Source organism: Oculatella sp. FACHB-28 (assembly GCF_014696015.1).
Lineage (GTDB): Bacteria > Cyanobacteriota > Cyanobacteriia > Elainellales > Elainellaceae > JAAUTN01.
Genome location: NZ_JACJPJ010000041.1, coordinates 102691 through 124974, shown reverse-complemented (window position 1 = coordinate 124974; position 22284 = coordinate 102691). Strand labels below are relative to the sequence as shown.

General features: G+C 48.2%; 31 protein-coding genes. 29 read left to right on the top strand and 2 right to left on the bottom strand.

Annotated features, from left to right (window positions below; genetic code table 11):
- The first annotated feature begins 12 nt into the window (after positions 1-12).
- From rplV to H6F88_RS05330, 27 genes are all read left to right on the top strand, one after another.
- Complete coding sequence (rplV, locus tag H6F88_RS05460) at positions 13-375, top strand: 50S ribosomal protein L22 (RefSeq protein WP_190641725.1); 363 nt, start codon at positions 13-15, stop codon at positions 373-375.
- 79 nt (positions 376-454) lie between these two features.
- Positions 455-1201: a 30S ribosomal protein S3 gene (gene rpsC, locus H6F88_RS05455; RefSeq protein ID WP_190641724.1), complete on the top strand. Its 747-nt coding sequence runs from the start codon at positions 455-457 to the stop codon at positions 1199-1201.
- Between the two features lie 8 nt (positions 1202-1209).
- Positions 1210-1629: a 50S ribosomal protein L16 gene (gene rplP / locus H6F88_RS05450; protein ID WP_190641723.1), complete on the top strand. Its 420-nt coding sequence runs from the start codon at positions 1210-1212 to the stop codon at positions 1627-1629.
- A gap of 3 nt (positions 1630-1632) precedes the next feature.
- Positions 1633-1902, top strand: coding sequence for a 50S ribosomal protein L29 (rpmC, locus tag H6F88_RS05445; RefSeq protein WP_190641722.1), 270 nt, complete (start codon positions 1633-1635; stop codon positions 1900-1902).
- Between the two features lie 6 nt (positions 1903-1908).
- Positions 1909-2160, top strand: a complete 252-nt coding sequence (gene rpsQ / locus H6F88_RS05440; RefSeq protein ID WP_190641721.1) for a 30S ribosomal protein S17 — start codon at positions 1909-1911, stop codon at positions 2158-2160.
- Positions 2161-2175: 15 nt separating this feature from the next.
- Complete coding sequence (gene rplN, locus H6F88_RS05435) at positions 2176-2541, top strand: 50S ribosomal protein L14 (protein ID WP_190641720.1); 366 nt, start codon at positions 2176-2178, stop codon at positions 2539-2541.
- On the top strand, positions 2541-2888 hold the full coding sequence (rplX, locus tag H6F88_RS05430) for a 50S ribosomal protein L24 (RefSeq protein WP_242042198.1): 348 nt from the start codon (positions 2541-2543) through the stop codon (positions 2886-2888). The genes rplN and rplX overlap by 1 nt, the downstream gene beginning before the upstream one ends.
- Positions 2889-2944: 56 nt before the next feature.
- On the top strand, positions 2945-3490 hold the full coding sequence (rplE, locus tag H6F88_RS05425; protein ID WP_190641719.1) for a 50S ribosomal protein L5: 546 nt from the start codon (positions 2945-2947) through the stop codon (positions 3488-3490).
- 23 nt (positions 3491-3513) lie between these two features.
- Positions 3514-3915 carry a 30S ribosomal protein S8 gene (gene rpsH / locus H6F88_RS05420; RefSeq protein ID WP_190641718.1) on the top strand — a complete coding sequence of 134 codons (402 nt, stop codon included), beginning with the start codon at positions 3514-3516 and terminating at the stop codon, positions 3913-3915.
- Between the two features lie 115 nt (positions 3916-4030).
- Positions 4031-4570: a 50S ribosomal protein L6 gene (rplF, locus tag H6F88_RS05415; RefSeq protein ID WP_190641717.1), complete on the top strand. Its 540-nt coding sequence runs from the start codon at positions 4031-4033 to the stop codon at positions 4568-4570.
- A 2-nt stretch (positions 4571-4572) separates the two neighbouring features.
- Positions 4573-4935, top strand: coding sequence for a 50S ribosomal protein L18 (gene rplR / locus H6F88_RS05410; protein ID WP_190641716.1), 363 nt, complete (start codon positions 4573-4575; stop codon positions 4933-4935).
- Between the two features lie 87 nt (positions 4936-5022).
- The gene (rpsE, locus tag H6F88_RS05405) at positions 5023-5544 is read left to right on the top strand and encodes a 30S ribosomal protein S5 (protein WP_190641715.1); all 522 of its coding nucleotides are present in this window, start codon (positions 5023-5025) and stop codon (positions 5542-5544) included.
- Between the two features lie 87 nt (positions 5545-5631).
- Positions 5632-6078, top strand: coding sequence for a 50S ribosomal protein L15 (gene rplO, locus H6F88_RS05400; protein WP_190641714.1), 447 nt, complete (start codon positions 5632-5634; stop codon positions 6076-6078).
- Between the two features lie 149 nt (positions 6079-6227).
- Positions 6228-7535: a preprotein translocase subunit SecY gene (gene secY, locus H6F88_RS05395; protein ID WP_190641713.1), complete on the top strand. Its 1308-nt coding sequence runs from the start codon at positions 6228-6230 to the stop codon at positions 7533-7535.
- Entirely contained in the window at positions 7535-8089 is a 555-nt protein-coding gene (locus H6F88_RS05390) for an adenylate kinase (protein ID WP_190641712.1), read from the top strand. The genes secY and H6F88_RS05390 overlap by 1 nt, the downstream gene beginning before the upstream one ends.
- 224 nt (positions 8090-8313) lie before the next feature.
- Entirely contained in the window at positions 8314-8538 is a 225-nt protein-coding gene (gene infA / locus H6F88_RS05385; protein ID WP_036002386.1) for a translation initiation factor IF-1, read from the top strand.
- A 124-nt stretch (positions 8539-8662) separates the two neighbouring features.
- On the top strand, positions 8663-8776 hold the full coding sequence (rpmJ, locus tag H6F88_RS05380; RefSeq protein ID WP_071782548.1) for a 50S ribosomal protein L36: 114 nt from the start codon (positions 8663-8665) through the stop codon (positions 8774-8776).
- 99 nt (positions 8777-8875) lie between these two features.
- Positions 8876-9259: a 30S ribosomal protein S13 gene (gene rpsM / locus H6F88_RS05375; protein ID WP_190641867.1), complete on the top strand. Its 384-nt coding sequence runs from the start codon at positions 8876-8878 to the stop codon at positions 9257-9259.
- 254 nt (positions 9260-9513) lie between these two features.
- Positions 9514-9909 (top strand): 30S ribosomal protein S11, encoded by a 396-nt coding sequence (rpsK, locus tag H6F88_RS05370; RefSeq protein WP_190641711.1) that lies wholly within the window; start codon positions 9514-9516, stop codon positions 9907-9909.
- Positions 9910-10035: 126 nt separating this feature from the next.
- Positions 10036-10983 (top strand): DNA-directed RNA polymerase subunit alpha, encoded by a 948-nt coding sequence (locus H6F88_RS05365; RefSeq protein WP_190641710.1) that lies wholly within the window; start codon positions 10036-10038, stop codon positions 10981-10983.
- A 74-nt stretch (positions 10984-11057) separates the two neighbouring features.
- The gene (gene rplQ, locus H6F88_RS05360) at positions 11058-11408 is read left to right on the top strand and encodes a 50S ribosomal protein L17 (protein WP_190641709.1); all 351 of its coding nucleotides are present in this window, start codon (positions 11058-11060) and stop codon (positions 11406-11408) included.
- A gap of 9 nt (positions 11409-11417) precedes the next feature.
- Positions 11418-12326 carry a tRNA pseudouridine(38-40) synthase TruA gene (gene truA, locus H6F88_RS05355; protein WP_242050406.1) on the top strand — a complete coding sequence of 303 codons (909 nt, stop codon included), beginning with the start codon at positions 11418-11420 and terminating at the stop codon, positions 12324-12326.
- Positions 12327-12382: 56 nt separating this feature from the next.
- On the top strand, positions 12383-12835 hold the full coding sequence (gene rplM / locus H6F88_RS05350; protein WP_190641708.1) for a 50S ribosomal protein L13: 453 nt from the start codon (positions 12383-12385) through the stop codon (positions 12833-12835).
- A complete protein-coding gene (rpsI, locus tag H6F88_RS05345) occupies positions 12835-13248 on the top strand; it encodes a 30S ribosomal protein S9 (RefSeq protein ID WP_190641707.1) in 414 nt (137 codons plus the stop codon). The genes rplM and rpsI overlap by 1 nt, the downstream gene beginning before the upstream one ends.
- Before the next feature lie 93 nt (positions 13249-13341).
- Positions 13342-13593, top strand: a complete 252-nt coding sequence (rpmE, locus tag H6F88_RS05340) for a 50S ribosomal protein L31 (protein WP_190641706.1) — start codon at positions 13342-13344, stop codon at positions 13591-13593.
- A 104-nt stretch (positions 13594-13697) separates the two neighbouring features.
- Positions 13698-14807: a peptide chain release factor 1 gene (prfA, locus tag H6F88_RS05335; RefSeq protein WP_190641705.1), complete on the top strand. Its 1110-nt coding sequence runs from the start codon at positions 13698-13700 to the stop codon at positions 14805-14807.
- A gap of 33 nt (positions 14808-14840) precedes the next feature.
- Positions 14841-16112: a metallophosphoesterase gene (locus H6F88_RS05330; protein ID WP_190641704.1), complete on the top strand. Its 1272-nt coding sequence runs from the start codon at positions 14841-14843 to the stop codon at positions 16110-16112.
- A gap of 109 nt (positions 16113-16221) precedes the next feature.
- Here H6F88_RS05330 and H6F88_RS05325 read toward each other — a convergent pair whose 3' ends face one another.
- Both H6F88_RS05325 and H6F88_RS05320 read right to left on the bottom strand, forming a co-directional pair.
- Positions 16222-17682, bottom strand: coding sequence for a phosphoglucomutase/phosphomannomutase family protein (locus tag H6F88_RS05325; RefSeq protein ID WP_190641703.1), 1461 nt, complete (start codon positions 17680-17682; stop codon positions 16222-16224).
- 129 nt (positions 17683-17811) lie between these two features.
- Entirely contained in the window at positions 17812-19530 is a 1719-nt protein-coding gene (locus H6F88_RS05320; RefSeq protein ID WP_190641702.1) for a sensor domain-containing diguanylate cyclase, read from the bottom strand.
- A gap of 73 nt (positions 19531-19603) precedes the next feature.
- Here H6F88_RS05320 and H6F88_RS05315 point away from each other — a divergent pair, with 73 nt between their 5' ends.
- Together H6F88_RS05315 and H6F88_RS05310 are read left to right on the top strand one after the other, a co-directional pair.
- Positions 19604-19753, top strand: a complete 150-nt coding sequence (locus H6F88_RS05315; protein ID WP_190641701.1) for a hypothetical protein — start codon at positions 19604-19606, stop codon at positions 19751-19753.
- Between the two features lie 458 nt (positions 19754-20211).
- Positions 20212-22242, top strand: a complete 2031-nt coding sequence (locus H6F88_RS05310) for a GAF domain-containing protein (protein ID WP_190641700.1) — start codon at positions 20212-20214, stop codon at positions 22240-22242.
- Positions 22243-22284 lie beyond the last annotated feature (42 nt).

Here is a 22284-nt window from a genome sequence, read left to right as displayed (position 1 = left end):
TAGGAGAAAATCATGGCTATCACCGCTGCTGAAGAAGTTAAAGCTGTTGCTCGATATATTCGGATGTCACCTCACAAGGTGCGTCGGGTCTTAGACCAAATTCGTGGACGTTCCTACCGGGAAGCTCTGATTATCCTGGAGTTTATGCCCTATAGAGCCTGTGAGCCTGTTCTCAAGGTTCTTCGCTCGGCTGTGGCGAACGCAGAACATAATGTGGGACACACCCCTGCTGACCTGATTGTTAGCCAAGCCTACGCAGATCAAGGCCCTGTGCTCAAGCGCTTTCGCCCTCGGGCACAAGGGCGGGCCTATCAGATTCGGAAGCCGACTTGCCACATCACTATTGCGGTTGCTCCCGGAGCAGAAGAGGAATAGCCAGGTATTTATATCTGTTCTGTAAATATTGCTCTTATCTAACTAACCCTTTTACTGCTTACATTTCAGAGGACGAGTCGTGGGACAAAAGATACATCCAGTTGGCTTCCGCCTCGGCATCACTCAAGAACATCGTTCTCGATGGTTTGCCGACTCTGGGCGATATCCAGACCTGTTACAGGAAGACTACAAAATCCGTAACTACATCGCTACAGATAAAAATCTCAGCAACGCTGGGATTTCCGAAGTACGTGTTGAGCGGAAAGCTGACCAAATCGATTTAGAGGTTAGAACAGCTAGACCAGGCGTTGTAGTGGGTCGAGGTGGTGCAGGCATTGAAAACTTGCGTGCCGGACTTCAGAAAGAATTGGGAAGTAGCGATCGCCAAATTCGCATCAATGTTGTAGAAGTAGCCCGTGTCGACGCAGACGCAGGACTTATTGCTGAATATATTGCTCAGCAGCTAGAGCGCCGAGTCTCTTTCCGCCGAGTGGTTAGACAAGCCATTCAACGGGCACAGCGGGCCGGAGTTCAAGGGATAAAAGTTCAGGTCAGTGGTCGCTTGAACGGCGCAGAAATTGCGCGGACAGAATACACCCGCGAGGGTAAGGTGCCGCTACATACACTCCGGGCAGACATTGACTACTCCTACCGAACAGCTCAAACCATTTATGGTGTATTGGGCATCAAGGTTTGGGTATTCAAAGGAGAAATTATTCCAGGAGAAGAAGAACCTGCTACTCCCGGAAATGTTCAGCCCCGTCGCCGCCAGCAGCAGCAGCAGCGTCGCCGTCAACAGTTTGAAGATCGTTCAAATGAGGGGTAAGGCGAGTCATGTTAAGTCCTAGAAGAACTAAATTTCGGAAGCAGCATCGGGGCCGGATGCGAGGGTTGTCCAACCGGGGCAATGACTTGAACTTTGGTGATTTTGCCCTTCAAGCACTCGAACCCTCCTGGATCACTGCTCGTCAGATCGAAGCTAGCCGACGAGCAATGACGCGATATATCCGCCGGGGTGGAAAAATTTGGATTCGTGTCTTTCCAGACAAGCCGGTAACCATGCGCCCAGCTGAAACCCGAATGGGATCAGGTAAGGGAAACCCAGAGTTTTGGGTTGCAGTGGTTAAGCCAGGTCGGATTCTGTTTGAAATCGCTGGCGTTCCGGAGGCGACTGCGCGTGAGGCGATGCGCCTTGCTGCCTTTAAACTGCCTATCAAAACGAAGTTCATTACGCGCGAAGCGGAGGAAGTATAAGCCATGCCTCTGCCCAAGATTGAGGAAATTAGGGATCTGAGTGATCAAGAACTCAGCGATCAAATCGTAGAAACCAAAAAGCAGCTGTTTGAGTTGCGGTTTCAAAAAGCTACTCGACAGTTAGAGAAGCCTCATCAGTTTAAGCATATGCGCCATCGTCTCGCTCAACTGATGACGTTGGAGAGAGGGCGTCAGTTAGCAGCTTCTATTAAACAGACATCCGGTTCTGGGGCTGCATCTTCAGATTCAAAATCGGATGCAGAAGAGGAGTAGGTTTCAATGGCAGTCAAAGAGAGAGTTGGCTTAGTTGTCAGCAACAAAATGGACAAAACGGTGGTGGTGGCTGTGGAAAACCGCGCCCCTCATCCCAAGTACCGCAAAATTATGGTTCGCACCAAGCGGTACAAAGCGCATGACGAAGAAAATAAATGTCAAGAGGGCGATCGCGTTCGTATTCAGGAAACCCGCCCCCTTAGTCGGACTAAGCGCTGGGTTGTAACTGACATCATTAGCACCGCCCCCAAAGTTTAACCGCGGAGATTCACCATGATTCAACAAGAGTCTTACCTTAACGTGGCAGATAACAGCGGTGCTCGCAAGCTGATGTGCATTCGAGTTCTAGGTGGCAACCGTCGCTATGCTGGCGTAGGCGATGTCATCATCGCTGTTGTCAAAGATGCGATCCCAAACATGGCGATCAAAAAGTCGGACGTAGTGCGAGCCGTTGTGGTTCGTACTCGCAAAGGGCTACGTCGCGACAGCGGCATGAGCATTCGCTTTGACGATAATGCAGCTGTCATCATTAATGCCGAGGGCAACCCTAGAGGAACTCGTGTATTTGGGCCTGTAGCCCGCGAGCTGCGCGACAAAAACTTCACTAAGATTGTTTCTCTAGCTCCGGAGGTGCTGTGATGCCAAAAGCTAAGCAACCCAAAGTTGGATACAAAATGCACGTCAAGAAGGGAGACACCGTTCAGGTAATCTCCGGAAAGGAGAAGGGCACAGTTGGTGAAGTCTTGCAGACTTTTCCAAAACTGAGCAAGGTCATCGTCAAAGGGGTCAACATCAAGACCAAGCACGTTAAGCCTCAGCAAGAGGGAGAGTCAGGTCAGATTACGACGACTGAGGGTCCGATTCACAGCTCAAACGTGATGCTTTATTCGACCAAACAGAAAGTAGCGAGTCGTATCTGTTACACCTACAACTCTGATGGACGCAAGGTTCGGATGTTAAAGAAGACCGGCGAAATTCTTGACTAAGTAGTTCATCAAGCAGCAATCCTGACAAAGCCCAGGAAGCATCAAGGATAAAAAATATGGCAGAAAAGCTCAAAGTTACTTATCGAGAAAAAATTGTTCCAAAGCTGATGGAACAGTTTCAGTACGAAAACGTTCATCAAGTTCCTAAGCTTGTTAAGGTCACTGTTAACCGAGGGTTAGGGGAAGCTGCTCAAAATGCGAAAGCATTAGAAGCATCCTTGAATGAGATTGCGATGATCACAGGGCAAAAGCCTGTTGTTACTCGTGCGAAAAAGGCGATCGCAGGCTTCAAAATTCGTAAAGGAATGCCTGTAGGTATTATGGTCACCTTGCGTTCAGACCGGATGTACGCATTCCTGGAACGGTTGATCAATTTGTCCCTACCCCGGATCCGAGATTTTCGTGGGATTAGTCCTAAAAGCTTTGATGGTCGTGGCAACTACACTTTGGGTCTGCGAGAACAGCTCATTTTTCCTGAAGTGGAGTACGACAGAATTGACCAGATTCGCGGGATGGATATTTCAATCATCACCACTGCAAACACCGACGAAGAGGGCCGCGCTTTGCTGAAAGAAATCGGTATGCCCTTTCGAGACAATTGAGGCAGTTTCATAAAGAGGAAACTATGGCGGTTAACGATACGATTGCAGACATGCTGACGCGCATCCGAAATGCGACTTTGGCACGGCACCAGACAACAGAGGTTCCGTCAACTCGGATGACTCGCGATATTGCTAGGGTTCTACGAGAAGAAGGTTTTATTGCTGATTTCTCAGAATCTGGGGAGGGAGTTAAGCGCAATTTAGTACTCTCCCTTAAGTACAGAGGCAAAAATCGTCGGCCTATTATCAATACTTTAAAGCGCGTCAGCAAGCCAGGTTTACGAGTTTACTCCAACCGCAAAGAGCTGCCGAGAGTCTTGGGTGGGATCGGTATTGCAATTATTTCTACATCCAGCGGAATCATGACTGATCGAGATGCACGCCGCCAGGGTTTAGGAGGAGAAGTGCTCTGCTACATCTGGTAGGCATTACTCAGAGCAGTTGTTAGCTGTTAGTTCTTTGCGGTCAGATAGGCGGTGAGAGCTGACGACCATCAACTACTAGCAATTAATCACTGTTGTTCAGGAGCAATTTTCAGTTATGTCTCGTATCGGAAAACGTCCTATCCCTCTCCCTGCCAAGGTGACTGTCACCATTGCAGGTCAGCAGGTGGCAGTAAAAGGTCCAAAAGGTGAATTGTCTCGTATCCTCCCCGCCGAAGTAGAGGTGAGCCAGGAAGGAGAAACTCTGCTGGTTAAGCGCCGCAACGATTCCCGTGTGGCTCGGCAACGTCACGGACTTAGCCGAACTCTGGTTGCCAATATGGTTGAAGGAGTCTCTCAAGGGTTTCAGCGTCGTCTAGAAATTCAGGGGGTTGGTTATCGTGCTCAAGTTCAGGGCCGTAACTTGACGCTAAACGTCGGTTATAGCAATCCTGTACAGATCGCTCCTCCGGAAGGCATTCAACTAGCAGTAGAAAACAATACCAACGTTTTGATCAGCGGCATCGATAAAGAGATTGTTGGTAACATCGCAGCTCAAATCAGAGCGGTTCGTCCGCCCGAACCTTATAAGGGTAAGGGAATTCGCTATGCAGGCGAGATGGTCAGACGCAAAGCTGGAAAGGCAGGGAAGAAGTAAAAATGAAACTTACTCGAAGAGAATCAACACAGCGTCGTCATGGTCGTATCCGGCGCAAAGTCATTGGAACCGCAGAGCGTCCTCGTTTGGCTGTTTTCCGTTCAAACCAGCATATTTACGCTCAGATCATAGACGATACTCGCCATCACACTCTAGTTTCTGCCTCTACTTTGGAGCCATCGTTGAAGTCAGAATTGAATTCTAGCGGCAACTGTGCTGCATCCGTGCAAGTAGGCAAGCTAATTGCACAGCGATCGATTGAGCAAGGTATCCGCCAGGTTGTCTTCGATCGAGGCGGCAAACTCTATCACGGACGAGTCAAAGCTCTTGCAGATGCTGCTCGAGAGGGTGGTTTGGACTTCTAAGTAGATTTTTATTGAACTGTTGTCCTTTAAAAATGTGTCAAAGGCAAGCCCTCTAAGCAGACCAAGCTAAGTTTAAGGATTAAAGACATGGCAAATCGTCGCAAAAACAATAAAGCGAAAGAGAAAGAAACAGATTGGCAGGAGCGGGTTGTTCAGATTCGCCGGGTCACTAAAGTTGTTAAAGGTGGTAAAAAGCTGAGCTTTCGAGCCATTGTTGTAGTTGGCAATGAACGAGGGCAAGTCGGTGTTGGTGTTGGTAAAGCTAGTGACGTAATTGGTGCAGTTCGCAAAGGCGTAGCAGATGGAAAGAAGCATTTAGTTGATGTGCCCCTAACCAAAGCTAACTCCATTCCCCATCCCGTTAATGGAGTGGGTGGCGGTGCCAAAGTGATGATGCGTCCTGCAGCCCCGGGAACTGGGGTAATTGCTGGTGGAGCGGTGCGAACTGTACTGGAGCTAGCTGGAGTGCGTAATATCTTGGCAAAGCAGCTAGGGTCAGACAACCCTTTAAACAATGCCAGAGCTGCTGCCAATGCGCTGGCATCTTTAAGAACTTTTTCTGAAGTTGCAGAAGAGCGAGGGGTTCCTATCGAATCTCTCTATGCCTGAATTAATGGTTAGTGCACACCGATTGCTATTCACGACAAAGCATAAGCAAACGACTAACTAAATTCTTTTTTGGAGAAGAACAAGCTTATGAGATTAGAAGACGCTTCACCTCAAAAAGGTTCTCGAAGACGGCGGCGACGCATCGGTAGAGGTATCTCTGCTGGTCAGGGTGCTAGCGGTGGGTTTGGAATGCGGGGTCAAAAATCGCGCTCTGGTCGCAGTACTCGTCCTGGCTTCGAGGGGGGACAAATGCCTTTGTATCGGCGTATTCCCAAACTTAAGCACTTTACAGTAATCAATCGTCTGCATTACACCGTCATCAATGTTGGCGACCTAGAGTCACTGCCTGCTAAATCTGAAGTGACGCTTGAGTCTTTGATGGAAGCAGGAATTGTTACCTCAGATGATGGACCTTTGAAAGTTTTGGGAAATGGTGACCTAACTACTCAGCTTGAAGTGACGGCTGCTGCTTTTACGGCATCGGCTCGCACCAAGGTTGAGGCGGCAGGCGGTACCTGCAAGCTGCTAGATTAATAAATAGCTTGTACCTTATGCTTGAGAGTTCTACTTTGATCAAAGGGCAGAGTATTTCAGCGATGCTGTCATGCTTGGATTAGGCACAACTCAAAGAAGCTGTTCTGAGGAAAGCTGCGATCGCATATATCGGTAGAGGAACTCCTTAAATGGTCGTTAGTAAAGATAAAGCCCCAACGGCTCAAGAAACGTTCATGCAAATGGCGCAAGCAGCAGGACTGAGAGGTCGGCTGCTTGTTACCGTTGGGATGTTACTTCTGGTTCGTCTAGGTATTGTAATTCCCGTACCTGGAATTAACCGCGATGCCTTGCAAGCAGCACTCAGTGACAGTGGCTTGGGAGGTCTACTTAGCTTTTTAGACATCCTGGCAGGCGGCGGAATTTCTGCGGTAGGGATATTTGCTTTAGGAATTTTGCCCTACATCAACGCATCCATTATTTTACAGCTTCTAACGGCAGCGATTCCAGCTCTAGAAGACTTGCAGAAGAACGAAGGCGAAGCAGGAAGGCGCAAAATTTCCCAGATTACTCGTTATGTTGCCTTGGGCTGGGGATTAATTCAAAGTGTTGGCATCGCTTTGTTCGTTCGTCAATTTGCCGAAAACCCAAGCATCCTTTTTGTTGTAGAAACTGCTTTGGCGCTCACAGCAGGTTCCATGTTTGTGATGTGGGTTGGTGAGCTAATTACAGAGCGAGGAATTGGCAATGGAGCTTCTCTACTGATTTTTGTAAGTATTGTCTCAACCCTGCCTCGTTCATTAGGTAATACTGTTGAACTTGCTCAGGGTGGCGATCGCAGCCTTGTTGGCGGCATCATCATTCTGATGCTGGTCTTCCTGGTTATGATTGTTGGCATCGTTTTTGTCCAAGAGGGAACTCGTCGAATTCCTATCATTTCTGCTCGACGGCAGGTGGGGCGCAGACTCTACTTAGAAAGAAGCAGTTATTTGCCACTTCGCTTGAACCAAGGTGGGGTGATGCCAATCATTTTTGCTTCTGCAGTCATGGTTGTGCCAGCATCCTTATCGCAGTTCATTCCCAACCAGTTTCTAGGACAGGTTGTCAGCTACCTGAGCCCTGGTACATGGGTTTATATAGTGGTTTACTTGGTGCTCATTCTGTTCTTCAGTTATTTCTACGCTTCCTTGATTGTTAATCCTGTGGACATGTCCCAGAACCTCAAGAAGATGGGAGCTAGTATTCCAGGAATTCGCCCCGGTAAAGCAACGAGTGAATACATTGAACGCGTTTTGAATCGTTTAACTTTTTTAGGCGCTGTATTCTTGGGGCTAGTTGCAATCATTCCAACTGCGGTCGAAGGTGCAACCCAAATTAGGACTTTTCAGGGATTAGGAGCGACTTCACTGTTAATCCTAGTCGGTGTAGCAATCGATACAGCGAAGCAAATTCAGACTTATGTGATTTCTCAGCGCTATGAAGGGATGGTGAAGCAGTAGTGGCAAGATTGATCTTTCTGGGGCCTCCAGGTGCAGGAAAAGGGACTCAGGCAGATACCCTTGCCCATCTATGTAATATTCCTCACATTTCTACTGGGGACATCTTACGTGGTGCAGTTGCCCAACAAACTGATCTTGGCATAAAGGCTCAGTCCTATATGGACCAAGGTGAGCTAGTGCCAGATCAGCTGATTTTGGATCTGGTGCGCGATCGCCTTGGTCAACCCGATATAGAAAAAGGTTGGATTCTTGACGGCTTTCCTAGAAATGTGAATCAGGCTGTGTTTCTAGATGAGCTTCTGCAAGAGATTGAGCAAACGTGCGACTGTGTTGTCAATCTAGAAGTTCCCGATGATGTTCTAGTAGCTCGTCTTTTAAGTCGAGGGCGCAAAGATGATAGCGAAGAGGTAATCCGCAACCGACTTCAGGTTTATCGAGAGCAAACCGCTCCTCTGATTGATTTTTACAGCGATCGCCAGCAGCTAATTTCTGTAGATGGAAATCGCTCCGTTGAGCACGTTAATGTAGATCTTCAGCAGATTATTCAAGACTGAGGTATTAAATTCTCTAAGTCTTGAGTGTGTCAACCGTCGAAAAGCAATTGGGTCAAGTGAAGCTGTTTTCGCTAATTCTCCTTAAAGCTGTTTAGTATAGAGATTTGTTAATCTTGAAATAAGCGTTAATGAGCAGAAACCATAGAAAATTCGTAGACTCAGGTCAAATTGTGAATTTCTAAGTTTCCGAGATCGTTTTGTACTTTAGTTTGAGGAAAAGCGCATTGTCTAAACAAGATCTAATTGAAATGGAAGGTACGGTAACAGACTCGTTACCTAACGCAATGTTTCGGGTTGACCTAGATAACGGCTTTAATGTTTTGGCTCATATCTCGGGCAAAATTAGGCGAAACTACATCAAGATTCTTCCGGGCGACCGAGTGAAGGTTGAATTAACTCCTTACGATTTGACAAAAGGTCGAATCACTTATCGGCTTCGCAAAAAGTAGAGGTAGCTATCTTCTGAGTAGAAGAAATAACAAACAGCCTCCTCAGAAGTCGGTTCGCAGTTTGACCAGAGCAAGAATAATTGCTATAATGACAACTTTGTACAAGATTGGAATAGCCTAAGAGATGAAGGTTCGCGCATCCGTTCGTAAGATTTGTGAAAAATGCCGCGTCATTCGTCGACGTGGCAGGGTTATGGTAATTTGCTCCAACCCAAAACATAAGCAGCGTCAAGGTTAGCTGTGTTACTAGTAGACGGTTTGGGTTTAAGCGAGAAAATCGCTTTTATTGGTAGATAGAGCAGTATTCCAGAATTTAACGTTAGGGGGAGATGGCAGAGTGGCACGTATTGCCGGAGTAGACCTTCCACGTGACAAGCGTATCGAAATTGGTCTGACTTATATATTTGGAATTGGGTTGTCGAGTTCTAAAGCAATCCTAGTTAAAACAGGTGTGAACCCAGATACGCGGGTTAAGGACCTTAGTGATGCGGACGTTGGTGCGCTTCGGGAGGTCGTTGAAGCCGATTACCAGGTAGAAGGTGATCTTAGGCGCTGGAACCAGATGAACATTAAGCGTCTAATGGACATCGGAACCTATCGAGGACGTCGTCACCGTATGGGATTACCCGTTCGTGGTCAGCGAACTCGAACTAATGCCCGCACAAACCGGGGTGGTCGTCGAACAGTTGCTGGTAAGAAGAAGGCTCCAAGCAAGAAATAGTTTTAGGGCTCCAGACACGCGCCACAATATCCCTAGGTTCTTGCATAGGAGCAAATTGCGAACATTGGCTCTTGCATGATCAAAAATTTGCTGGATTGCCTCAATCTATTTTTGGTCTAAGTGCATGTTCGAGTATGGAGCTAAGTATAGGTTTGAGCTTCTTCTGTCCTACCTGATCAGCTCCATAAGGCTAGGAAAATGAGATTTTGGCTTCCCTAGATACAAAGTTTAAGTTTTTATCCAGAGAGTAAAGTATGGCGAGACAACCAACTCGTAAGTCCGGGGCAAAGAAGCAGAAAAAGAATGTGCCGAGTGGTGTTGCACATATTCAGTCAACTTTCAACAACACCATCATTACGATTACAGATATTAATGGGGAAGCTATTTCGTGGGCTTCGTCTGGTTCTAGTGGCTTTAAAGGTGCCAAGAAGGGTACACCGTTTGCTGCTCAGACAGCCGCTGAGGGTGCAGCTCGGCGGGCTGTTGATCAAGGTATGCGTCAGATTGAGGTTATGGTAAGTGGTCCAGGATCTGGCAGGGAAACCGCAATTAGAGCCCTACAGGGCGCTGGACTAGAGATTACGCTTATCCGTGACGTTACTCCCATTCCTCACAATGGTTGCCGTCCTCCTAAGCGACGGCGGGTTTGAGGCGAACTGGAAGTAAACAGTTCGAGAGATATTGAGAGCGGTGCATCCGGTAACCTACCGGGAGATGAATTGAGTCAGGAAAGTGTTGTTTGCCTTTCCAATGCTAGGGAAGAGGGAGGTTGGTCTATGGCACAGTTTCAGGTCGAGTGCGTAGAAACAGATAATGTTGATGATCGAAATCTTTATGGGCGATTCATTCTAGAACCGTTGGAAAGAGGTCAAGGCATTACAGTCGGAAATGCTTTGCGTCGAGTGCTTCTCTCGAATTTAGAAGGAGCGGCAGTAACGGCTGTGCGTGTTGCTGGGGTAACGCACGAATTCATGACCATTCCTGGTGTCCGTGAAGATGTCTTGGACATTATCTTGAACATGAAAGAGATTGTGCTGAAGAGTTACTCCTCTCAGCCTCAAATTGGGCGCTTGCTCGTCCAAGGTCCTGCGACTGTCACAACGGAACATTTCGAGCTTCCTTCTGAAGTTGAGATTATTGATCCGACTCAGTATATCGCCACAGTTGGAACTAACTCGACTCTAGAAATGGAATTTAGGATTGAGAAGGGCATTGGCTACCGGGCTGTTGAAAAGGGACGCGATGAAACGGCAGCTTTGGACTTTCTTCAAATCGATTCAGTTTTTATGCCTGTCCGTAGGGTCAATTACACGATTGAAGATGCTCGAGTCGGCGGTTCCCTTGAAAAAGACCGTCTGATTATGGAGGTTTGGACGAACGGAAGCTTAACTCCTCAGGAAGCATTGAGTCAAGCCGCAAGCATTCTAGTTGATCTATTCAATCCTCTCAAGGATGTCACTTTTGAGCCGTTGAGGGATGACTTCCCAGAGGACGAAGATCCAACCAATCAAATTCCTATTGAAGAGCTTCAGCTGTCGGTTCGAGCGTACAACTGTTTGAAACGGGCACAGATTAATTCAGTGGCGGATCTTCTGGATTACAGCCAAGAGGATCTTTTGGAAATCAAGAATTTCGGTGCTAAGTCGGCTGAAGAAGTAATTGAAGCACTGCAAGTTCGGCTTGGCATTACTCTGCCTCATGAGAAACCAGCTAAGACTAGCTAATCTCAATTGCAGTTCTAAGTTTCTGTAGCAGTCAAATCGATTTCAAATTCATCTTCTATTTCTACATTGGTATCATGCGTCATCGTCGTCGTGTTCATCAGCTTGGAAAACCCGCTGACCAGCGTAAAGCTCTCTTAAGAGCTTTAACTACTGAGTTGATTCGTCACGGTCGTATTACTACGACCAAGATACGGGCTAAAGCAGTTCGTTCTGAAGCAGACAAAATGATTTCTCTGGCTAAGGACGGCTCTCTGTCTGCTCGCCGTCAAGCGTTGGGTTATCTTTACGATAAGCAACTCGTTCATGCGTTATTTGAGCAAGCCAAAGAGCGCTACAGAGATCGCCAAGGAGGTTACACTCGCGTTCTTCGCACCGTTAACCGTCGAGGTGATAATGCTGAAATGGCAATTATTGAACTGACTTAAGCTGTTGTCATGTCTACACCTGCTATGCAGTCTTCATGGGTAACAGCTGCTCCTAGTTCTGATGTTGAACCAACACCGGAAAAGTTACAGAGAGTTGCCTTGGTGATTCAATACTTAGGCACTCACTTTCATGGTTGGCAACGTCAACCTCAGCAGCGGACCGTACAAGAAGAAATCGAAAATGCATTGCAGTCTGTATTAGGATACTCAGTCACGTTGCATGGGGCTGGTAGAACTGATGCTGGAGTACATGCAGCGGCACAGGTTGCTCACTTTGATGCGCCTGCAATTGTTCCAACCCATCGATGGGCAGATATCCTCAATCATCGGCTTTCGTCAGATATTGTGGTTCGAGCTTCGGCCGCGGTTGATTCCAATTGGCACGCTCGATTTTCAGCTTTGTGGCGACGCTACCGTTACTCGCTCTATACTGACAAGCGTCCCAACTTGTTTGTGCGCCCCTTTTCCTGGCATTATTATCAAGCTCCTTTGAATGAGGGTTTGATGCAAGAGGCGCTAACGCCGATGATCGGACGCCATCATCTGGCAGCTTTCCATCGAGCAGGATCAAGTCGTCCTCATTCTTGGGTGGAGGTTCAAACAGCGAAATGTAGCCGCGATGGAGCGTTTATTCACATTGAGCTGCAAGCAAGCGGGTTTTTGTATGGGATGATGCGGTTGCTCGTGGGTCTGCTGGTGCAGGTTGGGCGAGGGTTGCGATCGCCTGCTGAATTTACCGAGCTTTGGATTTCCGAAAGGCGAGACCAAGTTAGATATGCCGCTCCCCCGCATGGTCTTTGTTTGTTACGGGTTGGCTACCCCGACTTCCCTTTTCCTACTGAGCTTTGGTTTGATACGCAGCCCAAGTTTGTCTTGCCTACTGTGGATGAGTTGAGATTCGAACATTTGCTCGGTTAGATCATAAGTTCTCAATTTGATTTTCTATACTGAATGATTGAAGGATATTTAGAGCTGTGAACAAAACATACGTCCCCGAAAAAGCTTCTCTAGAACGAAACTGGTACGTCGTAGACGCTGCTGAGCAGCGTCTAGGGCGATTAGCCAGCGAGATTGCTATGGTTCTGCGAGGTAAGAATAAGCCAACTTATACGCCTCATTTGGATACAGGTGATTTTGTGATTGTGGTCAACGCTGAAAAAGTCAGCGTTACTGGCAAGAAGTATTCACAAAAGCTTTATCGTCGCCATTCGGGTCGTCCTGGTGGAATGAAAACTGAGACATTTGCAAAGCTGCAAGCCCGTGTGCCGGAGCGAATCATTGAGCAAGCCGTTAAAGGGATGCTACCTAAGAACACATTGGGCCGGCAACTGTTTACGAAGCTCAAAGTTTACGTAGGCCCTGACCATCCTCACCAAGCTCAAAAGCCCGAAGTATTGCAAATTAAGACCATTCCAGGAGAAGAGTAATGCAAGCCACCGAAAAGTCAAATCAAGTTGTGTATTGGGGAACGGGGCGACGCAAGTCATCTGTAGCGCGAGTTCGTTTGGTTCCAGGAAGTGGTCAAATTACAGTCAATGGTAAGCCTGGGGACCTGTATCTTCAGTTCAATCCTGCGTATCTTTCAGCAGCTAAAGCTCCGCTTGAAACGTTGGGCTTGGAGAACGAGTACGACATCCTCGTGAACGCGAGAGGCGGTGGCTTGACTGGACAGGCAGATTCTATTCGCCTCGGAGTTGCGCGTGCGTTGTGTGAGCTAGACCCAGAGAACCGTAAGCCGCTTAAGGTTGAAGGATATTTAACCCGTGATCCTCGTGCTAAAGAGCGGAAAAAATATGGCTTGCACAAGGCTCGTAAGGCTCCTCAATACTCTAAGCGCTAAAGTTTGGCTAGATGTCTATAGCGTCATAGCGCTTAAGGCTAATGCAAAAAAGTTAGAATTGTACAAAGTAATCAATTAGGACAGAGAAAAGCTGTGGCTAAGGCTGATATTCATCCCCAGTGGTATCCAGAGGCAAAGGTTTATTGCAACGGTGAATTCGTGATGACCGTTGGTTCTACTAAGCCAGAACTTCATGTAGACGTTTGGTCGGGCAATCATCCCTTCTACACCGGAACTCAGAAAATCATTGACACTGAGGGTCGAGTGGAGCGGTTCTTGCGGAAATACGGCATGATGGATACTCAACAATCTACTTCTGAGACACCCCAGGAAAAGGAAAAGTAGAGATGCTGGCTGTCATATTTAGCCTGGTTGTACTGTATGCAACTGAGGTTGAATATGGAGAACTGTTCAGATCCCTACTACCTGGATAATGCGAAGGTTTTCCGATGGCTGAGTCCTATCTGCTAGAAAAGTTAAAGTCTGTTGAACAGACTTTCCATGAGTTGACTCGTCGATTAGCTGATCCTGATGTGGCAACCGATCCCAACGAGTTTCAGCGCGTGGCAAGGGCTCGTTCGTCCTTAGAAGAGACAGTAATGGCTTTTGAGGATTGGAAGACCACTCAAGAGGAATTACTTGGAACCAAGCAGATCCTTAAGGAGGCAGGTAGTGATCCAGAGATGCGGGAAATGGCTGCTCTGGAGTTGGAAGAGTTGGAAGAGAAGACTGCCCAACTGGAGACTCGCTTAAAGATTCTGTTGCTGCCCCGCGATCCGAATGATGACAAGAACATCATGCTGGAGATCCGGGCAGGTACCGGAGGGGACGAGGCTAGTATTTGGGCTGGAGATCTAGTGCGGATGTATTCGCGCTATGCGGAGACTCAAAGCTGGCGAGTCAAGCTGGTGAGTGAATCTTTGGCCGACATGGGCGGCTTTAAAGAAGCGATTCTGGAGATTCAGGGCGATCGCGTTTACAGCAAGCTTAAGTTTGAGGCTGGGGTTCACCGGGTACAGCGAGTTCCGGTAACCGAGGCGGGGGGCCGCATTCACACGTCTACGGCGACAGTGGCGATTATGCCAGAGGTAGACGATGTGGAAGTTGAGATCGACCCCAAAGACATCGAATTGACTACGGCACGATCAGGCGGTGCCGGTGGGCAAAACGTTAACAAGGTAGAAACAGCGGTTGACCTGTTCCATAAGCCAACTGGAATTAGGATTTTCTGTACTGAGGAGCGATCGCAGCTGCAAAACCGAGAGCGGGCAATGCAGATCTTGCGGGCAAAGCTTTACGAGATGAAGCTGCGAGAACAGCAGGAGGCAGTGACCTCTATGCGGCGATCGCAGGTCGGTACGGGCGCTCGTTCTGAAAAAATTCGTACCTATAACTACAAAGACAATCGCGTTACCGACCATCGCCTGGGGCAGAATTTCACTCTAGTTCCGGTATTGGAGGGTGATTTAGAGACGATGATTCAGTCTTGTATTTCCCAAGATCAACAGGAAAGACTTGAAGAACTGGCAGCTTCAACTTCTTCTCCTGTCTCGATCTAAACTACTTGATCTTCGCTGTGTAGGAATTAAGCTGTGCCTCGTTTTTTGCACCTAGCTGACGTTCACTTGGGTTTTGATCGCTACGACAGCAAGGAGCGAACGCGAGATTTTTTCTACGCCTTTAACGATGCATTAGAGAAGTACGCAGTTGACGCAGATGTTGATTTTGTTGTCATCGCGGGGGATCTGTTCGAACACCGCAACATTCAACCTGCAACTTTAAACCAGGCTCAGACGTGCTTGCAAATGCTGAAGCAAGCTGGAATTCCGGTACTGGCAATCGAGGGTAATCACGATAATCGTCCCTACGGCACTAAAACAAGCTGGCTGCGCTATTTAGCAGATTGGGAATTGTTGTTATTGCTAGAACCAGGCGATATTTCGGCGGGAGAACCGTTTTATCAGCCTTGGGATTTGGAGAGTCGGCGGGGCGGCTATATTGACCTAGATTGCGGTGTGCGGGTGCTGGGATCTAACTGGTATGGTGCGGCTGCGCCTAAGTCGATTGAGCAAATTGCGGTTGCAATTGAGGCATTACCGTCTGGGGCGATGCATACGCTGATGCTGTTTCATCATGGTTTGGAGGGGCAGATCGCTCGTTATGCGGGAGCCTTACGCTATGCAGATTTGTTGCCTTTGAAGCAGGCTGGTGTTGACTACTTGGCATTGGGGCATATTCACAAGAACTATGAAGTAGAAGGGTGGATTTTTAACCCCGGTTCGGTGGAGGCAAACAGCGTTGAGGAGTCTCGTTATGAGCGGGGTGTTTACCTGGTCGAGATGAATGGTTCTGGCGTTCAAGCCGAGCTGAAGCAGGATTATTATCAGCGTCCGATTGTGCGCTTGAGGTTTATGACCCGGGGTCAGGAAAGCCAGGAAGAGGTGGAGCAGGAAGCGATCGCCAAAGTTACAGAGGCTATCCAATCCAAACAGCTTGATCCGTCTCAGAAGCCGATTGTGGAACTGCGGATTGAAGGGCAGGTTGGGTTTGACCGATTAGACCTGGATGTGCGAAAGCTCCAGCAACAGCTTCAACGGCTCAGCGGTGCGATTATTTTTCTGCTCAAGTATGAAGTGGAGGCTGTGGCTTACGCTTCCCCGCTTTCTGAAGAGGCTAGCCGGACGCAGATTGAGCAGGAAGTCTTTATGGATTTGCTAGCGGCGAATAATCTTTATAAGAAGCGATCGCCAGAACTCGCTCAGGGATTGATTAACCTGAAGGATCTACAGCTAGAAGGGCGATTGGAAGCAGAGTTATATGAATTTGTGCAGTCCTTACTGATACCTGACGAGGAACAAGCCTGATCTTGAACAAGCAAAGGGCTTGAGCTATGGCAATTCTCAGTGGCACGACATACAGCAGTGGCATGGTACACCACCACTGTATGTCGTGCCCCCTTAAGCGTGCATTTTCCTAGACTGCCCAGTCTTTTGCCCAACCAAGAATCTGGTGGACTCGCTCCAAGGTGGCGGCTTCAGAGTAGAGACGCAGGACAGGCTCCGTACCGCTGAATCGAATCAACAGCCAGCTTTGGTCAGCAAGCTGGAATTTGTAACCATCAATTGCAAGACAGTCAGTTACCTCAGCACCCGCAATTTCCTTAGGGGTTTGGGTTCTGAGTTGCTCTAGTAGGCGCGATCGCACCTCCATGCTGGCAAGAGGTAGGTCAATTCTGTCATAGGCAGCAGTGAAGCCTGTCTTTTCCTGAAGCTTTTGGTAGAGGTCGCTTAAATCCATTCCCGATTGGACAATTGCTTCTAGCACGTACAGTGCAGAAAGCAGCGCATCTCGTTCGGGAATGTGATTGCCGTAGCCGATGCCACCGGACTCTTCACCGCCCAGCAACACAGGAGTTTCGAGCATTCGGTCAGCGATGTACTTGTAGCCAATGGGAGTTTCATGAACGGATAGGTTGTGCATCTTGGCGACCAGCGGAATCAGGTTGGAGCCGCTGATTGTTTTGACAATTTCTCCGGTGAAACCGCGTTGGGTCGCCAGGTGATCCATCAAAATTGGAATCAGAATTTGAGAACTGAGGAAATTTCCCTGTCCGTCTACAGCGGCGATGCGATCGCTGTCTCCGTCAAACACCAATCCTACGGTTAGACCACCCGGTATGTTTCGCTGATAGGAGCGAATCTGCTGAAACAGGTCAGACAAGTAACGCGGTAGAGGTTCTGGAGCGCCACCCCCAAACAAGGGATCGCGGTTACTGTTGAGTTCTTGAATGGGAACTCCTAGCAGTTGACCCAACCCTCCTGCTGCCGCTCCATGCATGACATCGGCAAAGACAGTCAGTTTGCCCCCTGCAATCGCCGCTTGCAGGGCTGGAATATCAACCTTGCTGCGAAGAACTTCACAGTAGCTCTGCCATGGGTTGAACGTTTGTAAGGTTCCGGCGGCGGTATTTGTAAACGTTTCACCTGCTTGCAACATTGCTTCGATCTGCTTAGTGACTTCAGGTGGAACGGAGCCGCCAAAGCACCCTTTAACTTTTAACCCAGAGTAGCCACCTGGATTATGGCTTGCGGTAATGACGAGCGCACCCAATGCATCATGCTGCTTTGCTGCCCAACTGAAAGCCGGAGTTGGGGCGTAGCTTTCTGACAGCAGCACATCAAACCCTGCGGATTGAACTGCCTCAGCGGTTGCCTGAGCAAACTCTTCTGAGAGAAATCGGCGGTCGTACCCGACCACAATGGTACGGGTGCCCACCTTGCTGCCGTATTCTTTTTCCAACGCTTTTGCAGCCAAAGGCGCAACATGAACTAAGCGTTCAAAAGTAAAATCGGCTGCAATCAAGCCTCGCCAGCCATCTGTCCCAAATGCAATGGGTTTAGTGGCCAGAGAAGCGGGGGAAGGGTGAACTGCCATACACGTTCTGCCTCAAATGAAAACTTTAACGCCGCTTCGAGTCTATCCGGGGAGTCACTGGCTCCGCCAGTTTAAAGGTGACTGAACTTTCTCAAATTGAGCAATGCTGGTTTAGTAATGTTGGCTCTTTTAGAGGGTTTTGACGCGATCGCGCCCCTGGCGTTTGGCATGATCAAGTGCCCGATTAGCCCGCTGCAAAACATCCCAAGCGTTGCGATCCTGGGCTGAATTTTGCTGAGCGATGCCAAAGCTAGCCGTGATGCTGATTTCACCTGCGCTTGTTTTCATCGGAGCCGCCCGAATTGCCTGCCGTAATCGTTCTGCAACATCGACTGCCTCGGTTAACGTCGTTTCGGCTAATAGCACCACAAATTCTTCGCCGTCATAGCGATAGATAGCTGTTTCTTTCCGCAACTGGCGCTGGAGCCGTTGAGCTAGATGTTGTAGCACTTCATCCCCAACTGAGTGCCCGTAGGTGTCATTGACCAATTTGAAGTAGTCGATGTCGAGTATGATGACACAGAAATCTTCTTGTACAGCCCAAACTGCTTTGGTACTAAACTGTTCTAGCTCTCGTTCTAGAGAACGGCGATTCATCAACTGGGTGAGATCATCGCGAACGATTTCTAGCTGAACTGAATTGTTTTGCATTCGCAGCGCTTCTTGTTTATGCCAGAGGCTCTGGTAGTGCTGGGCATTGGTGAGAGCGATCGCCGCCTGATCTGCCACTTGGCGAATCGTTTGCAATTCATCTAGCTGATAAACCTTGTCAGATTGATAAGACAACAGCGAAACTGCCCCAAAAAATTCTGCTTGGATAAACAACGGTACAATCAGCGCTGAAACTGCCCCAATTGCGTGCAGCCAATCTTGTAAGGGGTCAGAATTAATTCCGTCTTGCTCTACTTCGAGGTAAGAAACCCCATCTTGAATGAATACGTCGATGACGCTTTGCCAGCGGGTGAGATCCACCTGTCGTTCCAGCGGCGGCAACTGTTGGTCTGGGTGTTCCCAGGCTGCCAAAATGCTCGGTGGGGTGCTGCGTAAATCGATCAGGATACAGCGATCGCAGTTTAACCCTTGCCCTAACTCTGCAACAATTCGCCCAACGATTTCATCAGGATTAAGATTGGAGTTCAGCAACCGGACGATGCGTCCTACTAAAGATGCCTGCCGTCGGGCTTGTTCTAAGCGTTGTTGCCAATATAGGGCGCTGTAAGCTAATCCCAACTGGCTACAGACAACTTCTAAGGACTCAACTTCTGCTAAAGACCAACCTTGAGGGGATGCAGGGTCCGCAGGGTCAGTTTTGCTTATTGCTTCAGTCGCTTGGGAAGGCAACGGTCGATTGAGCAAGAGTACAAGCTGGAGTGAACGAACCGAGTCTGCACTGGTGGCGACCGCCCCAACGCTAAAACTGCCGGTAAAGTCAGCACTTAAACGCCCGTTGTGGGTGGCAGGTACAATCAGTTCACCTGTTTCTAGTTGGGTTACTTGAGGAAGTCGCTGTTGTGTGACCAGCCACTCCGGTAGAGTCTCTGGATAAATTTGCCAAACCGCCGGAAATGAATCGTTTAAGGATAAATCGTCTTTGAGAACTAGCTCTGTTGGAGACAAAGACTGTTGAACGGCACGTCCTGTAACGAAGTGTCGTGCTCCCGAGGTTGCGTAAACTTGAAATGAATCTGGATTTTCTGTCTCTAACCCTGCCCACAGCAAACAATCTGTCTGGTAGAACGCAGCAAGAGTTCTGACAGCTTGTGTTAACAGCAGATCGATTGGCTCTAGATAAGCGACTGCTGTTTTAATTGAGGGGTAAATTTGCTTCCAGGTTGATTGAGTGGACATATTCTGAAGTACTTTGAATTCATTTTGACACTGGTAGCACCCCCTTGCATTTGATGCGACAGCAACCTGCTAAATGGAGCCAATGAGATTGCAGGCTCAAGCTAAAGAATTGGAGAACGTTAGCCCCGACAGCGATCGCTCAGAATCGTCCGCTGAGAGTTTCTGGTTAGTCACCTTGTTGGAACACAAATATTCACGTTTCTGTCTAATGGTGGATTCCTAATCGTGTTTGCAGTAGCTACGCTATGCATCAATCCATAATTGGGATAGACAAAAGTTGAAATAGAAGCAACCAGTCTAACTCAAACAGGGTTTTCTATTCTGAGCGGTGGCTTTTTTTAATTATTGGAGTGTGGCGAGTGGATCAAAAGTCGCAAAAAGTACACTTAGCAGTGCTGAAAACCGGAAAGTTGTTGGGTTAGTCAAGAGGTCTTAAGCCTAACTTTTCGATTAGACTTAAGACGGTTGAGTTCCCTGCTGGTGTTGCCTGACATTTAAGGCTAGCGGTGACAGAGAGTTTAAGCCAAAATGCTGACGAGTGTCCGCTTTGCTTATGCTCTAATCAGAGTTTACTCGTAGATTTACTTCAAGATGCGATTGCTTAGCTGGGGTGCGTTGGCTGAGATTTACACTGATACTGCAATGGATTGATCCCAATGCAGGGTACCTATCATCAATTTTATGTCTCCTGAAACACCCTGGTTTTTGAGTCAGCTATCCGTGACTGAGCCCATTCAGCCCTTTGACCTGAGCACAGAAAGTCAAAGCTTACGCCTACAACAAATAGTCGATGGTGAACAGGTTGTTGCACTGCAGTTGCAACGGCAGGTTCAACTGTCTAATCTGGTGAGCCAGATTAACAACGAAATTCGCAGCACTTTGGATCTGAACGAGGTGCTCAACTCGGCTTGTCGCATCTTGTGTCAAGTGCTTGACTGTAGCCGAGCTGACATTCTAATTACAGAACCGGGTGAACAAAAAACGCTGATCTGTCAGGGTGAGTATTGTCGGAGAGACTATCCTACTCAAATTGGTAATCGCATTTCGATTGAGGGAAATGCTTACTTGCGGATGTTGATGCAGCAGCCAAGAGCGCTGGGGTTGAAGCGTTTTTCAGAATTTCCTGGTTTAAGCAAGCAAACGCATCAGATTGCAGAATCGCTAGAAATTCGCTCAACGCTCGCTACAGCAATGTGGTATAGAGGGCAAGTCAACGGCATTATTGGGCTGCACCAGTGCGATCGCGAGCGAGAATGGTTGGACTGGGAGCAACAGCTTTTAGAAGAAGTCGGCAACCAGGTGGCGATCGCCATCAACCAGGCAAAGATCTACAGTGAGACTCGTCGCCAGGTAGAGCGAGAAGCTTTGCTGCGCCTCGTAACTAATCAAATCCGCAGCACTCTTGACCTGGATACAATTTTACAAACGGTGGTGCGAGAAGTGCGGCAGTTGCTCGACACTGACCGGGTTGTAATCTATCAATTTTTTCAAGACTGGCAAGGCTCGGTTGTGGTGGAAGACGTTGCTGAGCCTTGGGTATCGGTGCTGGGACAGATGGGACAGGACAATTGCTTCTCTAGCGAATATGCCAATCTGTACCAGGGAGGACGGATTCGAGCAATTAATAACATTCTGCAAGCAGGGTTAGACTCCTGTCACATCAACTTTTTGAGGCGCTTACAGGTTCAGGCCAATCTGATTGTGCCGATCCTAATTGGGACAAAGCTTTGGGGCTTGCTGATTGCTCATGAGTGTTGCAGCCCAAGGATTTGGCAAAACTGGGAAATGGATCTGCTACAGCAGCTTGGAAATCAGGTGGCGATCGCCATTCACCAAGCAGAATTGCATGCTCAGGTACAGGAATCAGCCGTTCAGGCTCAAGCACAAGCGCGTCAGTTGGAGCAAGTGCTATACGATCTGCGGACAACGCAGGCGCAGTTAATTCAGACAGAGAAATTGTCTAGTCTGGGGCAGATGGTTGCTGGTATTGCTCATGAATTGAACAATGCCACTACTTTTATTTATGCCAATCTGCCTTACGCTCAAACTTATGCAGACTCAATGATTGAGGCACTTTCTCTGTATAAAACGGCGTTTCCAGACCCACCGGATGCGATCGCCCAGTTCAACTCTCAATCTGAGCTAGAGTTTGTCCGAGAAGATTTTCCGAATTTGCTTCAGTCTATGAAGATAGGAGCCGATCGGCTAAAAGAATTAGTGCTAACCCTACGAAATTTTGCTCGATTGGACGAAGCAGACCGAAAGCCCGTTGACCTACACGAGGGGATTGAAAGTAGTCTTGTCATTCTGCAACACCGTCTCCGGACAGGAGTCAGGATAGACAAACACTATAGTGCGTTGCCAAAAGTAGAATGTCGCGCTGGACAAATCAATCAGGTATTTTTAAACCTGTTGAATAATGCTCTGGATGCAGCAGGCAGTAGGGGCGAAATCACAATCCATACTTGGCACGATTCCAATTCTGTGACGGTCTCGATTCGGGACAATGGAGCGGGAGTTCCCGTAGATATTCAAGCTAGAATCTTTGATCCTTTCTTTACAACCAAAGCAGTAGGACAAGGTACAGGTTTGGGATTGTCGATCGCTCACCGCATTGTAGTTGAAGGGCATGGCGGTCAGCTTCGCTGTATCAGTCAGCCTGGACAAGGTGCAGAGTTTCAGGTTGAATTGCCGTTGATAGGTCAGTCATGATTTCGTGACGACATCCTAATAACGAACCGGTACTCTCTTAAG

Excerpts from the sequence above, each read along its gene's own strand:
- rplV (WP_190641725.1), top strand. The coding sequence starts at position 13 with ATGGCTATCACCGCTGCTGAAGAAGTTAAAGCTGTTGCTCGATATATT.
- rplP (WP_190641723.1), top strand. The coding sequence starts at position 1,210 with ATGTTAAGTCCTAGAAGAACTAAATTTCGGAAGCAGCATCGGGGCCGG.
- rpmC (WP_190641722.1), top strand. The coding sequence starts at position 1,633 with ATGCCTCTGCCCAAGATTGAGGAAATTAGGGATCTGAGTGATCAAGAA.
- rpsQ (WP_190641721.1), top strand. The coding sequence starts at position 1,909 with ATGGCAGTCAAAGAGAGAGTTGGCTTAGTTGTCAGCAACAAAATGGAC.
- rplN (WP_190641720.1), top strand. The coding sequence starts at position 2,176 with ATGATTCAACAAGAGTCTTACCTTAACGTGGCAGATAACAGCGGTGCT.
- rplX (WP_242042198.1), top strand. The coding sequence starts at position 2,541 with ATGCCAAAAGCTAAGCAACCCAAAGTTGGATACAAAATGCACGTCAAG.
- rplE (WP_190641719.1), top strand. The coding sequence starts at position 2,945 with ATGGCAGAAAAGCTCAAAGTTACTTATCGAGAAAAAATTGTTCCAAAG.
- rpsH (WP_190641718.1), top strand. The coding sequence starts at position 3,514 with ATGGCGGTTAACGATACGATTGCAGACATGCTGACGCGCATCCGAAAT.
- rplF (WP_190641717.1), top strand. The coding sequence starts at position 4,031 with ATGTCTCGTATCGGAAAACGTCCTATCCCTCTCCCTGCCAAGGTGACT.
- rplR (WP_190641716.1), top strand. The coding sequence starts at position 4,573 with ATGAAACTTACTCGAAGAGAATCAACACAGCGTCGTCATGGTCGTATC.
- rpsE (WP_190641715.1), top strand. The coding sequence starts at position 5,023 with ATGGCAAATCGTCGCAAAAACAATAAAGCGAAAGAGAAAGAAACAGAT.
- rplO (WP_190641714.1), top strand. The coding sequence starts at position 5,632 with ATGAGATTAGAAGACGCTTCACCTCAAAAAGGTTCTCGAAGACGGCGG.
- secY (WP_190641713.1), top strand. The coding sequence starts at position 6,228 with ATGGTCGTTAGTAAAGATAAAGCCCCAACGGCTCAAGAAACGTTCATG.
- rpmJ (WP_071782548.1), top strand. The coding sequence starts at position 8,663 with ATGAAGGTTCGCGCATCCGTTCGTAAGATTTGTGAAAAATGCCGCGTC.
- rpsK (WP_190641711.1), top strand. The coding sequence starts at position 9,514 with ATGGCGAGACAACCAACTCGTAAGTCCGGGGCAAAGAAGCAGAAAAAG.
- H6F88_RS05365 (WP_190641710.1), top strand. The coding sequence starts at position 10,036 with ATGGCACAGTTTCAGGTCGAGTGCGTAGAAACAGATAATGTTGATGAT.
- rplQ (WP_190641709.1), top strand. The coding sequence starts at position 11,058 with ATGCGTCATCGTCGTCGTGTTCATCAGCTTGGAAAACCCGCTGACCAG.
- truA (WP_242050406.1), top strand. The coding sequence starts at position 11,418 with ATGTCTACACCTGCTATGCAGTCTTCATGGGTAACAGCTGCTCCTAGT.
- rpsI (WP_190641707.1), top strand. The coding sequence starts at position 12,835 with ATGCAAGCCACCGAAAAGTCAAATCAAGTTGTGTATTGGGGAACGGGG.
- prfA (WP_190641705.1), top strand. The coding sequence starts at position 13,698 with ATGGCTGAGTCCTATCTGCTAGAAAAGTTAAAGTCTGTTGAACAGACT.
- H6F88_RS05325 (WP_190641703.1), bottom strand. The coding sequence starts at position 17,682 with ATGGCAGTTCACCCTTCCCCCGCTTCTCTGGCCACTAAACCCATTGCA.
- H6F88_RS05320 (WP_190641702.1), bottom strand. The coding sequence starts at position 19,530 with ATGTCCACTCAATCAACCTGGAAGCAAATTTACCCCTCAATTAAAACA.
- H6F88_RS05315 (WP_190641701.1), top strand. The coding sequence starts at position 19,604 with ATGGAGCCAATGAGATTGCAGGCTCAAGCTAAAGAATTGGAGAACGTT.
- H6F88_RS05310 (WP_190641700.1), top strand. The coding sequence starts at position 20,212 with ATGTCTCCTGAAACACCCTGGTTTTTGAGTCAGCTATCCGTGACTGAG.